The organism is Mycobacterium sp. SMC-15 (assembly GCF_045310925.1).
Taxonomy (GTDB): domain Bacteria; phylum Actinomycetota; class Actinomycetes; order Mycobacteriales; family Mycobacteriaceae; genus Mycobacterium.
On record NZ_JBJIAJ010000009.1, the window covers coordinates 77,804 to 95,621 of the forward strand.

A 17,818-nucleotide genomic window follows, 5' to 3' on the forward strand; every position below is an offset into this window, starting at 1 on the left:
GTATGGAGCCCGCCGCCTTGATCCGTGAATACCTGTTGCTCGGTCTGCGCTTTGACCGCATCGAGCAGGGTTACGTCGACGCCTTCACCGGCGACCCCGAGCTGCAGCGACTGGTCGCCAACGAGCCGATGCCCAACCCGTCCGACCTGGCCCGTCAGGCCGAGAAGCTGGTCGCTGCGCTGCCGGGCGGCCTCGATCCGGCGCGCGCTGAGTACCTGCGGGTGCACCTGCGGGCGCTGGCGTGCGCCGGGCGCAAGTTCGCCGGGGAGCAGGTCGGCTTCGTCGAGGAGGTCCGCGACTACTTCGATGTCGACATCGTCAAGGGCGACACCGACCGCTATCGCCAAGCCCACGCCCGGCTGGACGAAGCGCTGGGTGGCACCGGCCCGCTGGCCGAGCGGATGGCCGCGCACCGGAAGGCCGAGGAGATTCCGCCGGAGCGGCTCGAAGCCGCTATCCACGCGTTCTCCTCGGCGCTGCGCGACCGGGTGCGGGTGCATTTCCCGTTGCCGGAGACCGAAACCATCACCTACGAAGTGGTCACCGACAAGCCGTGGTCGGGGTTCAACTACTACCGCGGCGACTACCGCTCCACGGTGGCGGTCAACGCCGATCTCAAGCAGCTGATGTCGAATCTGCCGCGGTTGGTGGCCCACGAGTCCTACCCGGGTCATCACACCGAGCACTGCCGCAAGGAGGCCGGGCTGGTCGAAAAGCTCGGCCAGGCCGAGCAGACCATCTTCTTGGTCAACACCCCGCAATGTCTGATGGCCGAGGGCCTGGCCGATCTGGCGTTGTATGCGGCGGTCGGGCCGGGTTGGGGTGGCTGGGCCGCCGAGATCTACGCCGACCTGGGCCTGCAGTTCGACGGGGCCCGGGCCGAAGCGGTGTCCGAGGCCGCCGCGGCGCTGGCCGACGTGCGGCAGGACGCGGCGCTGATGCTGCACGACGAGCATCGCGACGCCGACGAGGTGGCCGACTACCTGCGGCGCTGGCTGTTGGTCACCGATGACCGGGCCCGCCAGAGCCTGCGGTTCTTGTCCTCGCCGTTGTGGCGGGCCTACACCTCGACCTACGTGGAGGGCTACCGGCTGCTGCGCGGCTGGCTGGACGCCGCGCCGCCCGGGGTGAGTCTCACCGAGCGGTTCGGTCGGTTGCTCGACGAACCGTTGACCCCGTCGACGCTGCGGGCCGACTGAGGCCCCGGGGCGCCGGGCCGGCCGGGTGAGTGTGTGGATTTACACACTGGACCTCGTGATTTGCGGATAAATCCGCACAGTTGGCGCAGGGGAGCGATCGCTGGCCTGCGGCAATCGGGTGAAGGTCCGCGTGCCAAACTGGAGGGCGTGACTGCCGCACCGAACACCCGCCCCGCGTCCACCATGTCGACCCCGCTGGCCGAACTCGACCCCGACATCGCCGAGCTGCTCGGCAAGGAACTGGGCCGTCAGCGCGACACGCTGGAGATGATCGCCTCGGAGAACTTTGTCCCGCGGGCGGTGCTGCAGGCACAGGGCAGTGTGTTGACCAACAAGTACGCCGAGGGCCTGCCGGGCCGGCGCTACTACGGCGGGTGCGAGCACGTCGACGTGGTGGAGAACATCGCCCGCGACCGTGCCAAGGCACTGTTCGGCGCTGACTTCGCCAACGTCCAGCCGCACTCGGGTGCGCAGGCCAACGCCGCGGTGCTGCAGGCGTTGATGGAGCCCGGCGACCGCCTGCTTGGCCTGGACCTGGCCAATGGGGGACACCTGACCCACGGGATGCGGTTGAACTTCTCCGGCAAGCTCTACGAGAACGCCTTCTACGGCGTCGACCCGGTCACTCACCGCGTCGACATGGACGTGGTGCGCACCCAGGCGCTGGAGTTCAAGCCGAAGGTGATCATCGCCGGCTGGTCGGCCTACCCGCGTGTCCTCGACTTCGCGGCGTTCCGGTCGATCGCCGACGAGGTCGGCGCGACGCTGTGGGTGGATATGGCGCACTTCGCCGGGCTGGTGGCCGCGGGTCTGCACCCGTCGCCGGTGCCGCACGCCCAGGTGGTGTCCACCACGGTGCACAAGACGCTCGGCGGCCCGCGGTCCGGTCTGATCGTCGGCCAGAAGGAATTCGCCAAGCAGATCAACTCGGCGGTCTTCCCGGGCCAGCAGGGCGGCCCGCTGATGCACGTGATCGCCGCCAAGGCCGTCGCGCTGAAGATCGCCGGCACCCCCGAATTCGCCGAGCGCCAGCAGCGGGTGCTCTCCGGCGCGAAGATCATCGCCGAGCGGCTGCTGGCCGCCGACGTGGCCAAGGCCGGCGTCTCGGTGGTCAGTGGCGGTACCGACGTGCACCTGGTGCTCGTCGACCTGCGGGACTCGCCGCTGGACGGCCAGATGGCCGAGGACCTGCTGCACGAGGTCGGCATCACCGTCAACCGCAACGCGGTCCCGAACGACCCGCGGCCGCCGATGGTGACCTCCGGGCTTCGGGTGGGCACCCCGGCGCTGGTCGCTCGTGGTTTCGGCGACGCCGAGTTCACCGAGGTCGCCGATGTCATCGCCACCGCGCTGGCGGACGGTTCGGCCGCTGACGTGCCGGCGCTGCGGGCCCGGGTTGCCAAGCTGGCGCAGGACTTCCCGCTGTACGACGGCCTGGAGGACTGGAAGCTCGCCTGACTGGCGAACACGCCGTACCCCGAGTTGACAGGATAGTGTGAATTCGGGTTACAGTTACTTTCATGGCTGAACGTCCCGTTGCTAATGCACTGATCCGCGAGCTGGAGCCGGTGGTCGACGCGAACTTGGTCCGACACATCGACACGGTGGACCCGTGGTACGCGCACGACTTCGTGCCGTTCGAGCAGGGCCAGAACTTCGCGTTTCTCGGCGGCCAGGACTGGGACCCGTCGCAGGTCACGCTGCCCAAGCTGATCACCGACGCCTGCGAGATCCTGCTCGTGGAGAAGGACAGCCTGGCCGGCTACCACCGTGAGCTGGTCGAGCACTTCATCCTCGAGGACAAGTGGGGCCGCTGGATCGGCCGGTGGACCGCCGAAGAGCACCTGCACGCCATCGCGCTGCGCGAGTACCTCATCGTGACCCGGGAGATCGACCCCGACGAGAACGAGCGTGTCCGGATGGAGCACGTGCAGAAGGGCTACCGCGCCGACCGCTACAGCCAGGTCGACACGCTGGTGTTCATGGCCTTCTACGAACGCGCCTGCGCCGAGTTCTGCCGCAACCTGGCCGACCAGATCGATGAGCCCGTACTCAAGGGGCTGATCGGCCGGATCGCCGGCGACGAGGAGCGGCACGAGGAGTTCTTCGCGAACCTTGTCGCGCACTGCCTGGACTTCGTGCACGACGAGACGGTGGCCGCGATCGCCGCCCGGGCCGCCGAGCTCAAGGTCGTCGGCGCCGACATCGACGCCTACGCCGATCGGCAGGCCGCACTCGCCGAGGCCGGCATCTTCGGGCCCGACCAGTTGCGCCGGGTGATCTCCGACCGAATCAGCGCTTGGGGCTTGGCTGCCAACCCCGATCTGAAGCCGTTCGTCATCGGCTGAAAACTCCGGCGCGCCTGCGCAGCGCGCACGCGCCGACGGGGGTACCGTCGCAATCGATGGCTAGCCACACGCTTCGCTGTCTCATCGGCACCACCGGTCGTGATTACGACAGGACCGGCCCCGGTCCTGTGCCGTGCCCCCCGTCGAAATGTTCGCGCGGGGTCGCGCGTGCCCTCACCGCTGGAGCGCTTAGTGCCTGAAATCCGGACGTACGTGCTCGACACCTCCGTACTGCTGTCGGACCCGTGGGCTTGCACCCGGTTCGCCGAACACGAGGTTGTCGTCCCGCTGGTGGTCATCAGTGAGTTGGAGGCCAAACGCCACCATCATGAGCTCGGCTGGTTCGCCCGCCAGGCGCTACGCATCTTCGACGACATGCGACTAGAGCACGGACGGCTCGACCAGCCCATTCCCGTTGGGACACAGGGCGGTACGCTGCACGTCGAGCTCAATCACAGCGACCCCGCGGTGTTGCCGACCGGGTTCCGCACCGACAGCAACGACTCCCGGATCCTGACCTGTGCGGCCAACTTGGCGGCCGAAGGACGCCACGTCACGTTGGTCAGCAAGGACATTCCGCTGCGGGTCAAGGCCGCCGCGCTGGGTCTGGCTGCCGACGAATACCACGCCCAGGACGTCATCGTCTCCGGCTGGACCGGGATGGACGAGGTCGAGGCGTCCGTCGAGGACGTCGACGCGCTGTTCGACGAGGGCGAAATCGATCTGGCCTCTGCACGGGATCTGCCGTGCCACACCGGAATCCGTCTGCTGGCGGGCAGTTCGCATGCCTTGGGGCGGGTCAACGCGGCCAAGCAGGTCCAGTTGGTCCGCGGCGACCGGGAGGCGTTCGGTCTGCGCGGGCGGTCCGCTGAGCAGCGGGTGGCGCTGGATCTGCTGCTCGACGAATCGGTGGGCATCGTCTCGCTGGGCGGCAAGGCCGGCACCGGCAAGTCCGCGCTGGCGCTGTGTGCCGGCCTGGAAGCGGTCTTGGAGCGGCGCACCCAGCGCAAGGTGGTGGTGTTCCGCCCGCTGTACGCCGTCGGCGGTCAGGAACTCGGTTACCTGCCGGGCAGCGAGAACGAGAAGATGGGGCCCTGGGCTCAGGCGGTGTTCGACACCCTCGAGGGTCTGGCCAGCCCGGCAGTGCTCGAGGAGGTGCTGTCACGCGGCATGCTGGAGGTGTTGCCGCTGACGCATATCCGCGGGCGCTCGTTGCACGACTCGTTCGTGATCGTCGACGAAGCGCAATCGCTGGAGCGCAACGTGCTGCTGACCGTGCTGTCGCGGCTGGGCACCGGCTCGCGGGTGGTGCTCACCCACGACGTCGCGCAGCGGGACAACCTACGGGTCGGTCGGCACGACGGCATCGCCGCGGTGATCGAGAAGCTCAAGGGTCACCCGCTGTTCGCCCACATCACCCTGCTGCGCAGCGAACGCTCGCCGATCGCCGCCCTGGTCACCGAGATGCTCGAGGAGATCAGCGGACCCGACCTGAGCTGAGCCCCCGGTAGGCTGCCGGGGTGGCAAAACCCTGGCATGTCGGTGTGGTTGCGATGGCCGTTGCGGTGCTCGGCGCCTGCACCAGCCATGTCCACGAGGCGTCGGCCGAACCGGTGGACTGCGCCGTGGACAAGTGTGTGGCGCTGACCTTCGACGACGGTCCGTCGCCCTACACCGACCGGCTGTTGGGGATATTGAACGACGCCGGCGCGCGCTCCACGTTCTTCCTGATCGGCAACAAGGTGGCGGCCGACCCGGCGGGCGCCAAGCGGATCGCCGACGCCGGCATGGAGATCGGCAGTCATACCTGGGAACACCCGAACATGACCACGATCCCGGCAGCGGACGTGCCCGCGCAGTTCGCCAAGGCCACCGACGCGATCCGCTCCGCGACCGGCGTCACCCCGACGCTGTGGCGCCCGCCCGGCGGGCTCACCGACGCGGCGGTCAATGCGCGGGCCGCCGAGGCCGGACAGGCTGCGATCTTGTGGGATGTCATCCCGTTCGACTGGATCAACGACGCCGACACCAATGCCACCCGCTACATGCTGATGACCCAGATCAAGCCCGGCTCGGTGGTGCTGTTCCACGACACCTACTCATCCACGGTGGATCTGGTCTACCAGTTCCTGCCGGTGCTCAAAGCCAATGGCTACCACGTGGTTACGGTCAGCCAGCTGCTCGGTCCGCGCACGCCGGGCAGCGTGTACGGCAGCCGGGACAACGGCCCGCCGGTCAATGAGCTGCAGGACATCCCACCCGCGGACATCCCGGGGCTGCCGGCGACGCCGTCGCCGCCGCCGATGCCGAACTTCCCGATCACCGACATTGCAGGGGCGAATTCCGGGGGACCCAACAACGGCGCGTGAGCGCGGGGGTGCTTGTTCGCGAGATTGCGCTCACGCAGGTGGCTACTCGAACTTTTCCTGCATAGTTGCGATCTCGCGGCTTGGTCTCGACCCTTGACACCTTGACACAAAAAACTATTCTTTGTGTCAAGTGAGTCGAGGAGGCCTCAGATGACGGCAGTGATCAGTCGTGTCACCAGCATCGACCCTGCCTCTCGGGTTCGGCCCGAGGTGATGGCCCAATTCCGCAGGCACTCCGGCAGCGTGCTGTCGGGCCTGTTCGGCGCCGCGGCGTTCGACGAGGTGGCGTTGGTGCCGGTGGCCGCCGCGGTGGACAAGACCGGGCGCTTCGAACGCAACTTCACCGACCGCGCCATCCGCAGCGGATTCTCTGCCCTGCTTGCCATCTGGGGTGATGCCGAGGACCGCGCGGCCGAAGGCGAGCGACTCAAGCGGATGCACCGCGACGTGCACGGCCACGGCAAGGGCGACTTCGCCGACGTCCGCTACAGCGCGCTGAACCCGCGGCTGTGGAACTGGATTGCCGTCAGCGGCATGTTCGTGACCCTCAATTCGTTCACCCCCGTCACCGGCATCAAATGGAACGACGCCGAGCGGGAGGCGGCCTACCAGCAACTGGTCGAGGCGTTCAGCGCTCTCGAGCTGCCCGGCAAGGCCGGCAAGTTCCCCGCGACCTATGTCGAGGCCGCCGAGTACTACGACCAGATGGTGCAGACCGACCTGGCGGCCAACCCGTTCTTGGATCGGGTCACCGCCGGGCTGGGCAAGCTGCCGCTGCCGTCGGCCCTGCCGGCCCCGGTACGGGCCGCGGCTGCTCCGCTGTGGTCGGTCCTCAGCGCGGGGGCCGGCCGCGTGGTCAAGATCTGTTCGTTCGGGATCATGCACCCCGGGGTTCGGGAGCTGACGGGTTTCCGGTGGCAGCCGCACCACGACGTCGAATTCAACTTCTACACCCAGCTGCTGCAGATGGCGTGGCGGGTGTTGCCCGATCGCGTCGTGCTGGTGCCGCTGGCCTACAACCGGCTGCAGTACGAGAAGCTGGTGAAGATGCACCGCTCGGTCGCGCTGGATTCCTTTGCGCCGCCCGGCGGCTGCCCGATGGGATGACACACTGGTGCCGATGACATCGCGACGCAGTACCGCGAGCCCAGCCGAGCAAGAGGCGGCCATCCTCAAAGCGGCCGCCGAAGAAGTCGGGCTGGTCGGGGTGGGCCGCGCCAGCCTTGATGTCATCGCCCGCCAGGCAGGAGTCAGTCGCAGCACCTTGTACCGGCGCTTCCCGACGCGCGACGCACTGATCACCGAGCTCGGTCGCCGGGCCTTCGACAATGCGATGGTTCAGCTGCGCACCGTCGCGGTGGACTCCGGGCCGAAGAACGCCGCGGTTGCGGCGTTTCGTGCCGGGTTGCGGCTGCTCACCACCGATCCGGTGGTGCGGAAGCTGCTGCGGCTGGACGCCGGTGTGCCGACGATGGCCGGGATGTACCAGGAGGCCGAGGCATTCCTGGACAGCGCGTCGAGCGCGATGGCCAAGGCGCTACGCGCCGCCGGAGCCACCATGCCCGACGGCGATTTGGTGGCTGCCGCCGAACTGCATGTGCGCCTGGCCGCTTCGATCGCCCAAGTGTCGACGTCGGTGCTCGACCCGGCTGACGAGCAGGCGGTCAGCGCTTACGCGAATAAGTATCTGGCGCCGCTGGTCTGGTAGCCGCTGGGGCGGAACCGAGCCGGAGAACGACGGCGGCCGAGGCCAGCGAGAAGGCCCCGACCACCCAGAGCGCGGCCCTGCCGTCGCCGGTCAGATCGGTCAGCCAACCCGTCACGTAGGGACCACCGAAGCCGCTGATGTTGCCCAGCGAGTTGATCAACGCGATGCCACCGGCCGCCGCGGTCCCGGTGAGGAAGGTCGAGGGCAGCGCCCAGAAAACCGGCATGGCGCACATGATCGAGCACGTGGTCACAGTGATCGCGACCATCGCCAGATACGGGTTGGCCATATACAGCGCTGCCGGAATGCTGATCCCGCCGGCGATCGCGGGGATCGCCACATGCCAGACGCGTTCGCCCGTCCGGTCGGCGTGGCGAGCCCAGGGCACCATCACGATCGCCGCGATCGCGTAGGGGATAGCGGTCACCAGGCCGCGTCCGATGATGCTGAGGTGGCTGCCGTACTGCTGCTGAAATCCCGAGACGATGGTCGGTAGGAAGAACCCAACGGCGTACAGCCCGTAGACGATCCCGAAGTAGACGAACGCCAGGGCCAGGATCCTCGGGTGGCTGAGCGCCTTGCGTAGCGGCCAGTGTTGACCGGCCTCGGCCACCGCACGCTCGTCGGCCAACGTGGTTTCCAGCCATTGGCGTTCGTCGGCGTCGAGCCAGCCGGCCGCGGCCGGGCGATCGGTCAGGTAGAACCAGCAGGCGAACGCCAACGCAATGGCCGGCAACCCCTCGACGAGGAACATGAACCGCCACCCGGCCAGACCGAAAACGCCATGGCCCCAGTCGATGACGAGCGCGGACAAGGTGGCGCCGATGGCCGTGGAAACCGGCACCGACACCATGAACAGCGAGACCGCCCGGGATCGATGCTTCTCCGGGAACCAGAACGTGAGGTAGAGGATGATGCCCGGGAAGAAGCCGGCTTCGGCCACCCCCAGCAGGAACCGCAGCGCGACGAGCGTCGCTGCGTTGGGCACGAAAGCGATTGCGGTGCTGACGATTCCCCAGGTCAGCATGATCCGGGCCAGCCAGCGTCGGCCGCCGAACCTGTGCAGCGCGATGTTGCTGGGTATCTCCAGCAACAGGTAGCCGAAGAAGAAGATCCCGGACGCGAATCCGAACGTGGTCGCGGTGAGGCCCAGCTCGGCGTTCATCCCGTTGGGCCCGGCGAAGCCGATATTGACCCGGTCCAGGTAGTTGACGACGAACAGCAGCGCCAGGAAGGGGATCAGCCGACGGGAGACTTTTGCCAGCGTCGCCCGGCCCAGCTGCGCCGCGGCGGGGTCAGGGTTCATCCGCGGCCTGGCGGATCAGTCCTTTACCTTGGCCATCGCCAACACGTCGAGGCGCTTGTCCAGCTCGGCCTCCGACAGGTTCTCGCCGATCAGGCCGCGGTCGATCACGGTCTGGCGAATGGTCTTGCGCTCCTTGAGGGCCTGCTTGGCCACCGCGGCGGCCTCCTCGTAGCCGATCGCGGAGTTCAGCGGCGTCACGATCGACGGGCTGGACTCGGCCAGTTCCCGCAGGTGCTCCTCATTGGCGACCAGCCCGACGATGCAGCGCTCGGCGAACAGGCGCGAGACGTTGGACAGCAGCGTGAAGGACTCCAGCATGTTGCGGGCCATCATCGGGATGTAGACGTTGAGCTCGAAGGCGCCGTTGCCGCCGCCCCAGGCGATCGCCGCGTCGTTGCCGATCACCTGCGCGGCCACCTGGGTGACCGCCTCGGGCAGAACGGGATTCACCTTGCCCGGCATGATCGAGCTGCCCGGCTGCAGGTCGGGCAGCTGGATCTCGGCCAGGCCGGTCAGCGGACCTGAACCCATCCAGCGGATGTCGTTGGCGATCTTGGTCAGCGACACCGCGATGGTGCGCAGCGCACCCGAGGCCTCGACCAGGCCGTCGCGCGCCGCCTGGGCCTCGAACGAGTTGGCCGCGGTGCGCAGCTCGGTGATGCCGGTCTCGGCGACCAGCACCTCGACCACCTTGGCGCCGAAGCCGTCCGGGGCGTTCAGGCCGGTGCCGACGGCGGTGCCGCCGATCGCCAGCTCACCGAGGCGGGGCAGGGTGGCCTGCACCCGCTCGATACCGGCGGCGATCTGGCGGGCGTAGCCGGAGAACTCCTGGCCCAGGGTGACCGGGACGGCGTCCATCAGGTGGGTGCGGCCCGACTTCACCACGGTGCGCCACTGCGCGGCCTTGGCGGCCAGCGCGTCGTGCAGCACCTGCAGCGACGGGATCAGGTGGCGCACTGCGGCTTCGGTGGCCGCGATGTGGGTGGCGGTCGGGAAGGTGTCGTTGGACGACTGCGACATGTTCACGTCGTCGTTGGGGTGCACCGTGACGCCGTTGGCCGAAGCGATCGAGGCGATCACCTCGTTGGTGTTCATGTTCGAGCTGGTGCCCGAGCCGGTCTGGAAGACGTCGATGGGGAACTGGTCGTCGTGCTTGCCCTCGGCGATCTCGGCGGCGGCGGCCTTGATGGCGGCGGCCTTCTCCGGTGCCAGCAGACCCAGGTCGGCGTTCACCTGCGCACACGCGCTCTTGAGCAGACCGAGCGCCCGGATCTGGGTGCGCTCCAGGCCCCGCCCGGAGATCGGGAAGTTCTCCACCGCACGCTGGGTCTGGGCGCGCCACAGCGCGGTCACCGGCACCCGGACCTCGCCCATGGTGTCGTGTTCGATGCGGTATTCGATCTCGCTCATAGCTTTTCCGGTCCTCGCTTGACGGTCAGGGCAGGGGATAGGCGGCGTGGGAGTCGCCGGTGAAGTCGACGGCCGAGTACTCGTTGAGCTTCGACAGCCGGTGATAGGCCTCGATCATCCGGACGGTGCCGGACTTCGAGCGCATCACGATCGATTGGGTGGTGCAGCCGCCGGGGTAGTAGCGAACCCCCTTGAGCAGGTCGCCGTCGGTGACGCCGGTGGCACAGAAGAACACGTTCTCCCCGGAGACCAGGTCTTCGGTGGTCAGCACCGCGTCCAGGTCGTAGCCGGCGTCGAGGGCCTTCTGCCGCTCGGCGTCATCGGTGGGCGCCAGCTGGGCTTGGATCGCCCCGCCCATACAGCGGATCGCGGCCGCGGCGATGATCCCCTCGGGGGTTCCGCCGATCCCGGCCAGCATGTCGGTGCCCGAGTCGGGCCGGCACGCCGAAATCGCGCCGGCCACGTCGCCGTCGGTGATCAGCCTGATGCGCGCCCCGGTGGCCCGTGCGTCGGCGATCAGCTGCGCGTGCCGCGGGCGGTCCAGGATGCAGACCGTCATGTCCCGGGCGGACAGGCCCTTGACCTTGGCGACCGCGGCGATGTTGTCCGCGATCGGCTTGGTGATGTCCAGCACGTCAGCGGCCTCCGGGCCGACGGCGATCTTGTTCATGTAGAACACCGCCGACGGGTCGAACATCGCGCCGCGCTCGGCCACCGCCAGCACCGAGATGGCGTTGGGCATGCCCTTGCTCATCAGGGTGGTGCCATCGACCGGGTCGACAGCGAAGTCGCAGTCGGGGCCGTCGCCGTTGCCCACCTCTTCGCCGTTGTAGAGCATCGGCGCGTGGTCCTTCTCGCCCTCGCCGATCACCACCACGCCGCGCATCGACACCGAGTTCACCAGTTCGCGCATCGCGTCGACGGCCGCGCCGTCGCCGCCCTCCTTGTCGCCGCGGCCCACCCAGCGGCCGGATGCCATGGCACCGGCCTCGGTCACCCGCACCAGCTCCAAGGCCAGGTTGCGGTCTGGGGCTTCGCGTCGAGTTGGTCCCGTCATGCCAGTCACGGCTGTTGATTCTCCCAGAGCCGGATCCGCACTGTTGAGCTGGGATACTGGCTTCCGTGAGCAACGAGCCCCAGCCGGCACCCAAGCCTGCCAAACCACGCATACTGCAGGACTGGCGTGACATGTTCTGGTCAATCGTGCCGCTGGTGTTGGCCTGTGTCGCGCTGGCCGGTCTGGCCGGGACGTGCGCGTTTCGCCCGGGCGGGATCACCGCCGGGCCGGTGCCGTCCTACGACGCCGCCACGGCGTTGAAGGCCGATGCGCAGACCCTGGGGTTCCCGGTCCGACTGCCGCAGCTGCCCGAGGGCTGGCAGCCCAACTCCGGCTCCCGCGGCAGCATCACCGATGGGCGCGGCGACGCCAAAGGCCAGCGGTTACGCGCGGTCACCTCGCGGGTGGGCTACGTCAGCCCGACCGGGATGTACGTGAGCCTGACGCAGAGCAACGCCGACGAGGTCCCGCTGGTCGCCTCCATCAGCCCCGGACTGCACCCGACCGGCAGCGAGGACGTCGACGGCACCCGCTGGGTGGTGTACCAGGGCGAGGGCGACCCGGTGTGGACCACCCGGCTGGCCGGAAAGGCCGGCGCGGCCCAGTTGGCGATCTCCGGTGCGGGCGGCCCCGAGCTGTTCCGGACTGTGGCGGCGGCCGTGCAGTCGCAGGCGCCGCTGCCGGCGACTCGGTAGCTAACCCTCTGCCAACAGCTCTTCGCTGGTCTGGTCGCTGGAGAACGCCGCCAGGTACACGTCGATGGTGGTGACGATGATGATCATCAGGACCGGGCCGATAACGATGCCCCAGAAGCCGAACATGGCGATGCCGGCGAAGACGGCCAGCAGCATCAGCGCGGAATTGAGCCGGGCGTCGCGCGGCACCAGCACCGGGCGCAGGAAGTTGTCGATGTTGGTCACCACGACCAGGTGGAAGAAGAACACGAACAGCCCGCCGATGACGTTGCCGAACAGCGCCATGCCGATGCCGAACGGCATGGTCACGATGCCTCCGCCGAGCGGGATGATCGACAGCGCGGTCAGCACGATCGCGAAGATGAAGAACGCCTGGTGGAATCCGCCGATGTAGATGGACGCGGCTCCGGCGACGCCCTGGCAGAACGCGATCACGAACTGTCCGCCGACGGTGCCGCGCACCATCGAGCCCATCTTGGCCAGGTACAGATCGGTCACCTCGGCGCCGAGTGGGTTGAGCCGGCGAATCAGGGTGTGCAGTTCCTCGCGGTGGGTCAGCAGCGCGAGGAACACGTACAAGAAGATGATCGCCGAGGTGACCGCGCCCACCACTCCGCCGACGGCGCCCTGCAACACGTGCAGCAGCAGCTCGCCGCCCTTCTGCGCCACGTTGACCATCGCCCCGCGCAGCGATTCCATGGTCAGCTCGACGTGCACAAACGGCACCTTGGCCAGCACGCCGTTGATGAACTTGAGCACCTTGTCGCCCAGCGCGTTGGGATCGGTCGCCTGCACCCATTCGGCGACCTCGCCGACCGTGCGAGAGATCTGCACGACGGCCAGAAAGACCGACAATCCGACCGGGACGATGACGGCGACCAGGGCAGCCAACAGGGACCCGGTGGCCGCCAGCCCGGTAGACACCCTGCGGTTGAGCATCCGGAACAACGGGGTGAACAGGTAGGCGCCGACCGCGGCCACCACGATCAGCACAAAGTAGGTGCGCAGGAAATAGGCGCCGAACATCAGCGCGATCACGGTGAAGACCGCCAGCGCCCGACGTTGGGTGGGAGTGAATTCGTGATTCATGGGCGTGGCTCACTCCATTTGTCGGCGATGGCCTGCCAGGGTCCGGCGAACCGCTGGCCATTGCGGTAGTAGGGGGCGCGGGTTCGCAGCACGGCGCGGGCCAGGGGCGAGACGGCCCGCAGCAGATAGCGCTGTGCGCCGGCTCGGGCCGCCGTCTCGGCAAGCATCTCCGGCCAGGAGTGGTGCTGGAAGCCGAGGGCCTCCTGGGCCCGCCGCGAGTCCATCCAGTCGGTGTTGAACCAGTCCTCGTCGCGGTCGGGATTACCGGGCAGCCCGGCGGGCAGACCGTTGACCAGTCCCAACGCAGCGGCCATCGCCGGTGCGACGTCGCCCTGGATCTGGCGGTGCGAGTCGTCGCCGCCGATCAGCAGGGTCTCCCCGACGACGGGCGCGGTGGTGGCGGCGACGAACGCCGCGGCGACGTCGCGCACATCGACGGTCTGCAACCTGCCGTCGCTGGGGAGCAGCTGCTCGAAGTACAGGTTGTCGAGCTTCATGTAGGAGCCCGGGTCGACGGTGATCACCCCGCCCAGCCGCAGGATGACCCAGTCCAGCGGCGAGGCGCGCACCAGTTGTTCGGCCTGCAGTTTGTGGTCGCCGTAGACGTCGGCGGGATTGGTCGGGGTGTCGGCGGTCAGCACGCCCGAGACGGTGTGCGGGTTGCGTGACCCGTACACCGCGATGCTGGAGGCCTGCACGAATCGCGGCGGTTTAGTTTCGGCGGCGGCCGCCGCCAACAGATGCCCGGTGGCCTCGACGTTGACGCGACGCGCCAGGTCGCGGCGCATGTAGATGAACGGCGGGATCACTGCCGCCAGGTGGATGATCGCGGCGGGCCGGACAGCGCCGACCAGCGCGTCGACGGCCGCCGGATCGGTCAGATCGGCGTAGCGCACCTGCACCGACGCCGGCAGTGCGGCGACCGCCTTGCGGTTGGCCGGGATGTCGAGGTCGGTCGCGACAACGGCGCGGCCCTCGGCGGCCAACCGACGCACCACTGCCGAACCGACCAGCCCGAACGCGCCGGTGACCAGGACCGTGTCCATGAGACCCCTCGATTGGAAAGTGTTCTCGCGATTTTGCCGGGAAACTCGGCTCAGCGACCGATCTTCCGGGTAAACGCCTCGCGGAATGTCGCGTCGGCAAGGACGCGGCCGGCCTGGGATCTCGGTACTGCAGGGAGCCCTAATTTCCCGATAAGCAGCTGGTCAGGGTGGATAAGTCTATTCTTTTCCGATCGGATGAATTCCGGATCGGCGGCGTAGCGATGAGCGTGACAATCGGGGCGGGATCGTGCGTTTGTCGTGGCCTTTGACCGCCCGTCCGGCGGAGATGCGGACTCTCGAGACTGCCCTCGTGGCCTCGGAGATCTCCGGAATCGTCGTCCATGGCGCTTCGGGTGTGGGGAAAAGCCGGATCGCACGTGAAGCACTGTCGGCTGCCGAGTCGCGGGGCAGTGAAACACGTTGGGCGGTAGGCACATCTGCGGCGCGCGCAATTCCACTCGGCGCCTTCGCGGCGTGGATGCCGCCGGGTGTCACCGACACGGTCCAGCTGTTGCGAGGGGTGATCGAATCACTGGTGGCCGCCCCCGCCGGCGCCATGGTTGTGGTGGGCGTCGATGACGCACATCTGCTCGACGACCTGTCGGCCTTCGTCGTGCACCAGATCGTGCAACGGAACATGGCGAAGGTGATTCTGGCCGTACGTGACGGCGAGTCCATTCCCGCTGCGGTGCATGAGATTTGGACCTCTGGTCGGTTCGAGCGGCTCGACCTGCAGCCGTTGTCGATCGAGGAGACCGCCACGCTGCTGTCGGCGGCCATGGCGGGACCGGTGGATCCTGATGCGGTCCAGCGGCTCTGGAAGCTGACTCACGGCAATGTGTTGTATCTGCGTCACATCGTCGAGCAGGAGGTCGCCGACGGCCGGATTGCGCAACAGCGCGGCTACTGGCGGTGGATTGGGGATCCGATCATGCCGCTCAGCCTGGTCGAGCTCATCGAATCTCGCTTCGGGACCCTGCCCGGGCCGATCAGCGATGTGATCGACACGCTGGCGGTCGGGGAGCCGATCGATCTGGCCGTCCTGACCCGGATCACCGACCCTGTCGCGGTCGAAGAGGCCGATACTCGCGGCCTGATCACGCTGGAGCCCAGCGTCGGTGGTGTTCAGGTGCGGGTCGCGCATCCGCTCTACGGTGAAGTGCGCCGCACCCGAGCGCCGGCCACCCGGCTACGGCGTCTGCGCGGAGTGGTGGCCACTGAACTCGCCAAAGCCGATGATCGAGACGACATTCAGGTGGTGGTGCGGCGCGCCACCCTGAGTCTGGACTCCGACCTCACCCCCGACGCCGAATTGCTGATCCGGGCTGCTCGTGGCGCCGTCTGGCTGGCGGACCTGCCCCTCGCCGAACGACTTGCCGGAGCGGCGATCCGCGGCGGTGGCGGGCCGGAGGCGAGTTTCGTTCGTGCACACGCATTGTCGTGGCTGGGCCATGGCCGGGAGGCCGACAGTGTGCTCGCCGAGATCGCCGCCGGCGACTTGGCCGACGGCGAGCGGGCCCGGTTGGCGTTTCTGCGGGCCAGCAACATGCTCTGGGCGCTCGGTGAGCCCGCGCGGGCGAAGGAATTCATCGATGAGGTTTCGCGCACCGTGCCGCGGCAGGCGCACAGTTACATCGATGCCTTCCTCACGGTGTACTGGTTTGCCGTGGACCGCCCGGATGCGGCGAGGCAGGCCGCCGAAGTGCTTGAGATGGAGGAGTTGCCCGCCGTTGTCGGCGCCGAGATTGCCTGGGTGCTTGCCGCCATCGCCGCGGACGCGGGGCGAACGGCCGAGGCCGTGGCCACCGCCGAGGCGGGGTATGGCGTCGCGGCCCGTTCGCTTGACGCTCCGCAGATGAGTTTCAACATCGCCGATGCACACATCGGCGCCTTGCTGATGGCGGGACGGGTGGGCGAAGCCGTCGAGGCGGCCGAGCGGGTCAGCCGGCAGGCCGCCCAGCTACCGGGGGCGGCGGGGTCGCTCGGTGTCGCCGTGGCGGGCCTGGCGGCCCTGGGTGCGGGCCGCCTGGACGCCGCGTGCCGGCTGCTGGAGCAGGCGGAAGCAGGATTGTCCGCCGGCCATGCCATCGGTTGGGGATACCGCTATCTGGTGCCGGGCATCACCGCGTCAGCCATGCGAGGTGCAACCGATGAGGCTGCCGCGGCCCTCGCCACGCTCGACAAGCCGCCACGTCCGTTCCGCTTGCTCGATTGTGACCGGAGCCTGGCCCGGGCGTGGGTGGTCGCCGGCCAGGGCGCAGTCAGGGAGGCGATCGCGGTCGTCAGGTCGGCGGCCCAGGCCGCCGCGGCCAAAGGGCAGTTCGCGGCGGAAGTGATCTGTCTGCAGACCGCCGCTCAGTTCGGCGATCGCACCGGTGCGGCCCGGCTACGCGAGCTCGAAGATGTCGTCGAGGGGCCGCGGGTAGGCCTGGCAGCCCGGTTCGCCGCCGCGCTACGCGACGGAGATGCCGGGGAAATGGCCGTGGTATCACTGGACTTCGAGCGGATGGGGGATCTGGTTGCCGCAGTCGATGCTGCCGCCCAGGCAGCGATCGAGTACCGCCGCCAAGACCTGCGCGGAACAGCGTTAGTCTGCTCGACCCGCGCCGCCGCCCTGGCCGAACAATGCGGTGGCGCGAGCACCCCGGCGCTGCGCCAGGCCGCACAGCCCTTGCCGCTGACCGATCGCGAGCAAGAGATCGTGATGTTGATCAGCGCGGGATTGTCCAACCGGGAGATTGCCGAGCGGCTGACCGTTTCTGTTCGCACTGTCGAAAGCCACATCTACCGGGCCATGTTGAAGACGGACACCAACTGCCGTGACGAACTCGCAGCCCTGCGCCCTCACCGCCGGTAGACCCGGAGACTGCAGTAGTGCACCACTGAACTACACCCGCCCCATGCCCGTGATGATTGATATGGACGCATCGGTACCAGGCACCAAGCGGGGAGGGTTGACATGATTGCCCCACGATCGTGCGGTCACGATTGGGCCAAAGACGGCACCCTGCTGCGCGTTGACTGCGAACGCGGTATCGGCTGGGTCGCGACGCATTATGACCGGAACCTGCAAGTCATCCAGCTGTTCAGGGGCTCCGTTGAAGAGGTGCACCGGACAGCACTGCGGTGGGCGCAGACATAGTCGGTCGGCCTCGAACTCCTTGGGCGGCAGTGACATGCTGGAGGGCCGGTCCCATCACTCCTGCGGCTGACTTCGTCGTTGCTGAAGTAGATCGCCGCGTTTCGCGCATCCGTCCGAGAGGAATCGGCGCGCGGGTGCCGAGGATGAGCTCGGTATTGCGCCAGTGCAACCGCGGGAGATTGCAGTAGTCCACCACTGCGTACTGCGTGTCGGAACAGAGTCACGATTTTCCGATCACAGTGCAGCAGAAAGAAGACCCATCATGTCCACGTTGTCTGCGGTACACGCCCATCCGTTGCACGTGCCGCACCTCAAGCACCTTCATGCGATGGAAGCCGTCGTGGCGATGTTCCACATTGGAACTCGGCCGGAACGGATCCACTATCCGCCGGACCTCAGCTCCTTTCTCGAGAATGCCGCGTTGGCACGAGAGATGCGCCGACTATGAC

General features: G+C 68.0%; 15 protein-coding genes. 10 read left to right on the forward strand and 5 right to left on the reverse strand.

Translation table 11 applies throughout. The features are described from left to right. Nucleotides 1-2: 2 nt before the first annotated feature. The 7 genes from ACJH71_RS14525 (at nt 3) to ACJH71_RS14555 (ending at nt 7,624) form a co-directional block, all read left to right on the forward strand. A complete protein-coding gene (locus ACJH71_RS14525) occupies nt 3-1,199 on the forward strand; it encodes a DUF885 domain-containing protein (RefSeq protein WP_406758708.1) in 1,197 nt (398 codons plus the stop codon). Between the two features lie 183 nt (nt 1,200-1,382). Next, complete coding sequence (glyA, locus tag ACJH71_RS14530; protein ID WP_406758854.1) at nt 1,383-2,657, forward strand: serine hydroxymethyltransferase; 1,275 nt, start codon at nt 1,383-1,385, stop codon at nt 2,655-2,657. Between the two features lie 62 nt (nt 2,658-2,719). Continuing rightward, the gene (locus tag ACJH71_RS14535) at nt 2,720-3,547 is read left to right on the forward strand and encodes an acyl-ACP desaturase (RefSeq protein WP_406758709.1); all 828 of its coding nucleotides are present in this window, start codon (nt 2,720-2,722) and stop codon (nt 3,545-3,547) included. Nucleotides 3,548-3,739: 192 nt separating this feature from the next. Further along, a complete protein-coding gene (locus ACJH71_RS14540) occupies nt 3,740-5,047 on the forward strand; it encodes a PhoH family protein (protein ID WP_406758710.1) in 1,308 nt (435 codons plus the stop codon). Nucleotides 5,048-5,100: 53 nt separating this feature from the next. Continuing rightward, on the forward strand, nt 5,101-5,916 hold the full coding sequence (locus ACJH71_RS14545) for a polysaccharide deacetylase family protein (RefSeq protein WP_406758855.1): 816 nt from the start codon (nt 5,101-5,103) through the stop codon (nt 5,914-5,916). Nucleotides 5,917-6,066: 150 nt separating this feature from the next. Next, a complete protein-coding gene (locus tag ACJH71_RS14550) occupies nt 6,067-7,023 on the forward strand; it encodes an oxygenase MpaB family protein (protein ID WP_406758711.1) in 957 nt (318 codons plus the stop codon). A 13-nt stretch (nt 7,024-7,036) separates the two neighbouring features. After that, nucleotides 7,037-7,624, forward strand: coding sequence for a TetR/AcrR family transcriptional regulator (locus tag ACJH71_RS14555; protein WP_406758712.1), 588 nt, complete (start codon nt 7,037-7,039; stop codon nt 7,622-7,624). On the opposite strand, the gene ACJH71_RS14560 is transcribed toward ACJH71_RS14555, so the two are convergent. Genes ACJH71_RS14560 through glpX form a run of 3 tightly spaced genes read right to left on the reverse strand, consistent with a single transcriptional unit; the run spans nt 7,581 to nt 11,397 of the window. Then, nucleotides 7,581-8,930, reverse strand: a complete 1,350-nt coding sequence (locus tag ACJH71_RS14560) for an MFS transporter (RefSeq protein ID WP_406758713.1) — start codon at nt 8,928-8,930, stop codon at nt 7,581-7,583. The two genes, ACJH71_RS14555 and ACJH71_RS14560, sit on opposite strands and share 44 nt — an antisense overlap. Before the next feature lie 15 nt (nt 8,931-8,945). Continuing rightward, nucleotides 8,946-10,340, reverse strand: coding sequence for a class II fumarate hydratase (locus tag ACJH71_RS14565; protein ID WP_406758714.1), 1,395 nt, complete (start codon nt 10,338-10,340; stop codon nt 8,946-8,948). A 25-nt stretch (nt 10,341-10,365) separates the two neighbouring features. Beyond that, on the reverse strand, nt 10,366-11,397 hold the full coding sequence (gene glpX / locus ACJH71_RS14570; protein ID WP_406758715.1) for a class II fructose-bisphosphatase: 1,032 nt from the start codon (nt 11,395-11,397) through the stop codon (nt 10,366-10,368). Nucleotides 11,398-11,462: 65 nt separating this feature from the next. On the opposite strand from glpX, the gene ACJH71_RS14575 reads away from it, so the two are divergent. Further along, nucleotides 11,463-12,092 carry a DUF4245 domain-containing protein gene (locus tag ACJH71_RS14575; protein WP_406758716.1) on the forward strand — a complete coding sequence of 210 codons (630 nt, stop codon included), beginning with the start codon at nt 11,463-11,465 and terminating at the stop codon, nt 12,090-12,092. Here the strand turns inward: ACJH71_RS14575 and ACJH71_RS14580 are convergent, their stop codons facing one another. Both ACJH71_RS14580 and ACJH71_RS14585 read right to left on the reverse strand, forming a co-directional pair. Continuing rightward, nucleotides 12,093-13,181: an AI-2E family transporter gene (locus ACJH71_RS14580; RefSeq protein WP_406758717.1), complete on the reverse strand. Its 1,089-nt coding sequence runs from the start codon at nt 13,179-13,181 to the stop codon at nt 12,093-12,095. Beyond that, nucleotides 13,178-14,227, reverse strand: a complete 1,050-nt coding sequence (locus ACJH71_RS14585; protein WP_406758718.1) for an NAD-dependent epimerase/dehydratase family protein — start codon at nt 14,225-14,227, stop codon at nt 13,178-13,180. The genes ACJH71_RS14580 and ACJH71_RS14585 overlap by 4 nt, the downstream gene beginning before the upstream one ends. 286 nt (nt 14,228-14,513) lie before the next feature. Between ACJH71_RS14585 and ACJH71_RS14590 the strand changes: the two genes are divergently transcribed. After that, nucleotides 14,514-17,084: a LuxR C-terminal-related transcriptional regulator gene (locus ACJH71_RS14590; protein ID WP_406758719.1), complete on the forward strand. Its 2,571-nt coding sequence runs from the start codon at nt 14,514-14,516 to the stop codon at nt 17,082-17,084. Nucleotides 17,085-17,631: 547 nt separating this feature from the next. Next, nucleotides 17,632-17,817: a hypothetical protein gene (locus ACJH71_RS14595; RefSeq protein WP_406758720.1), complete on the forward strand. Its 186-nt coding sequence runs from the start codon at nt 17,632-17,634 to the stop codon at nt 17,815-17,817. The last annotated feature ends 1 nt before the right edge of the window (nt 17,818 follow it).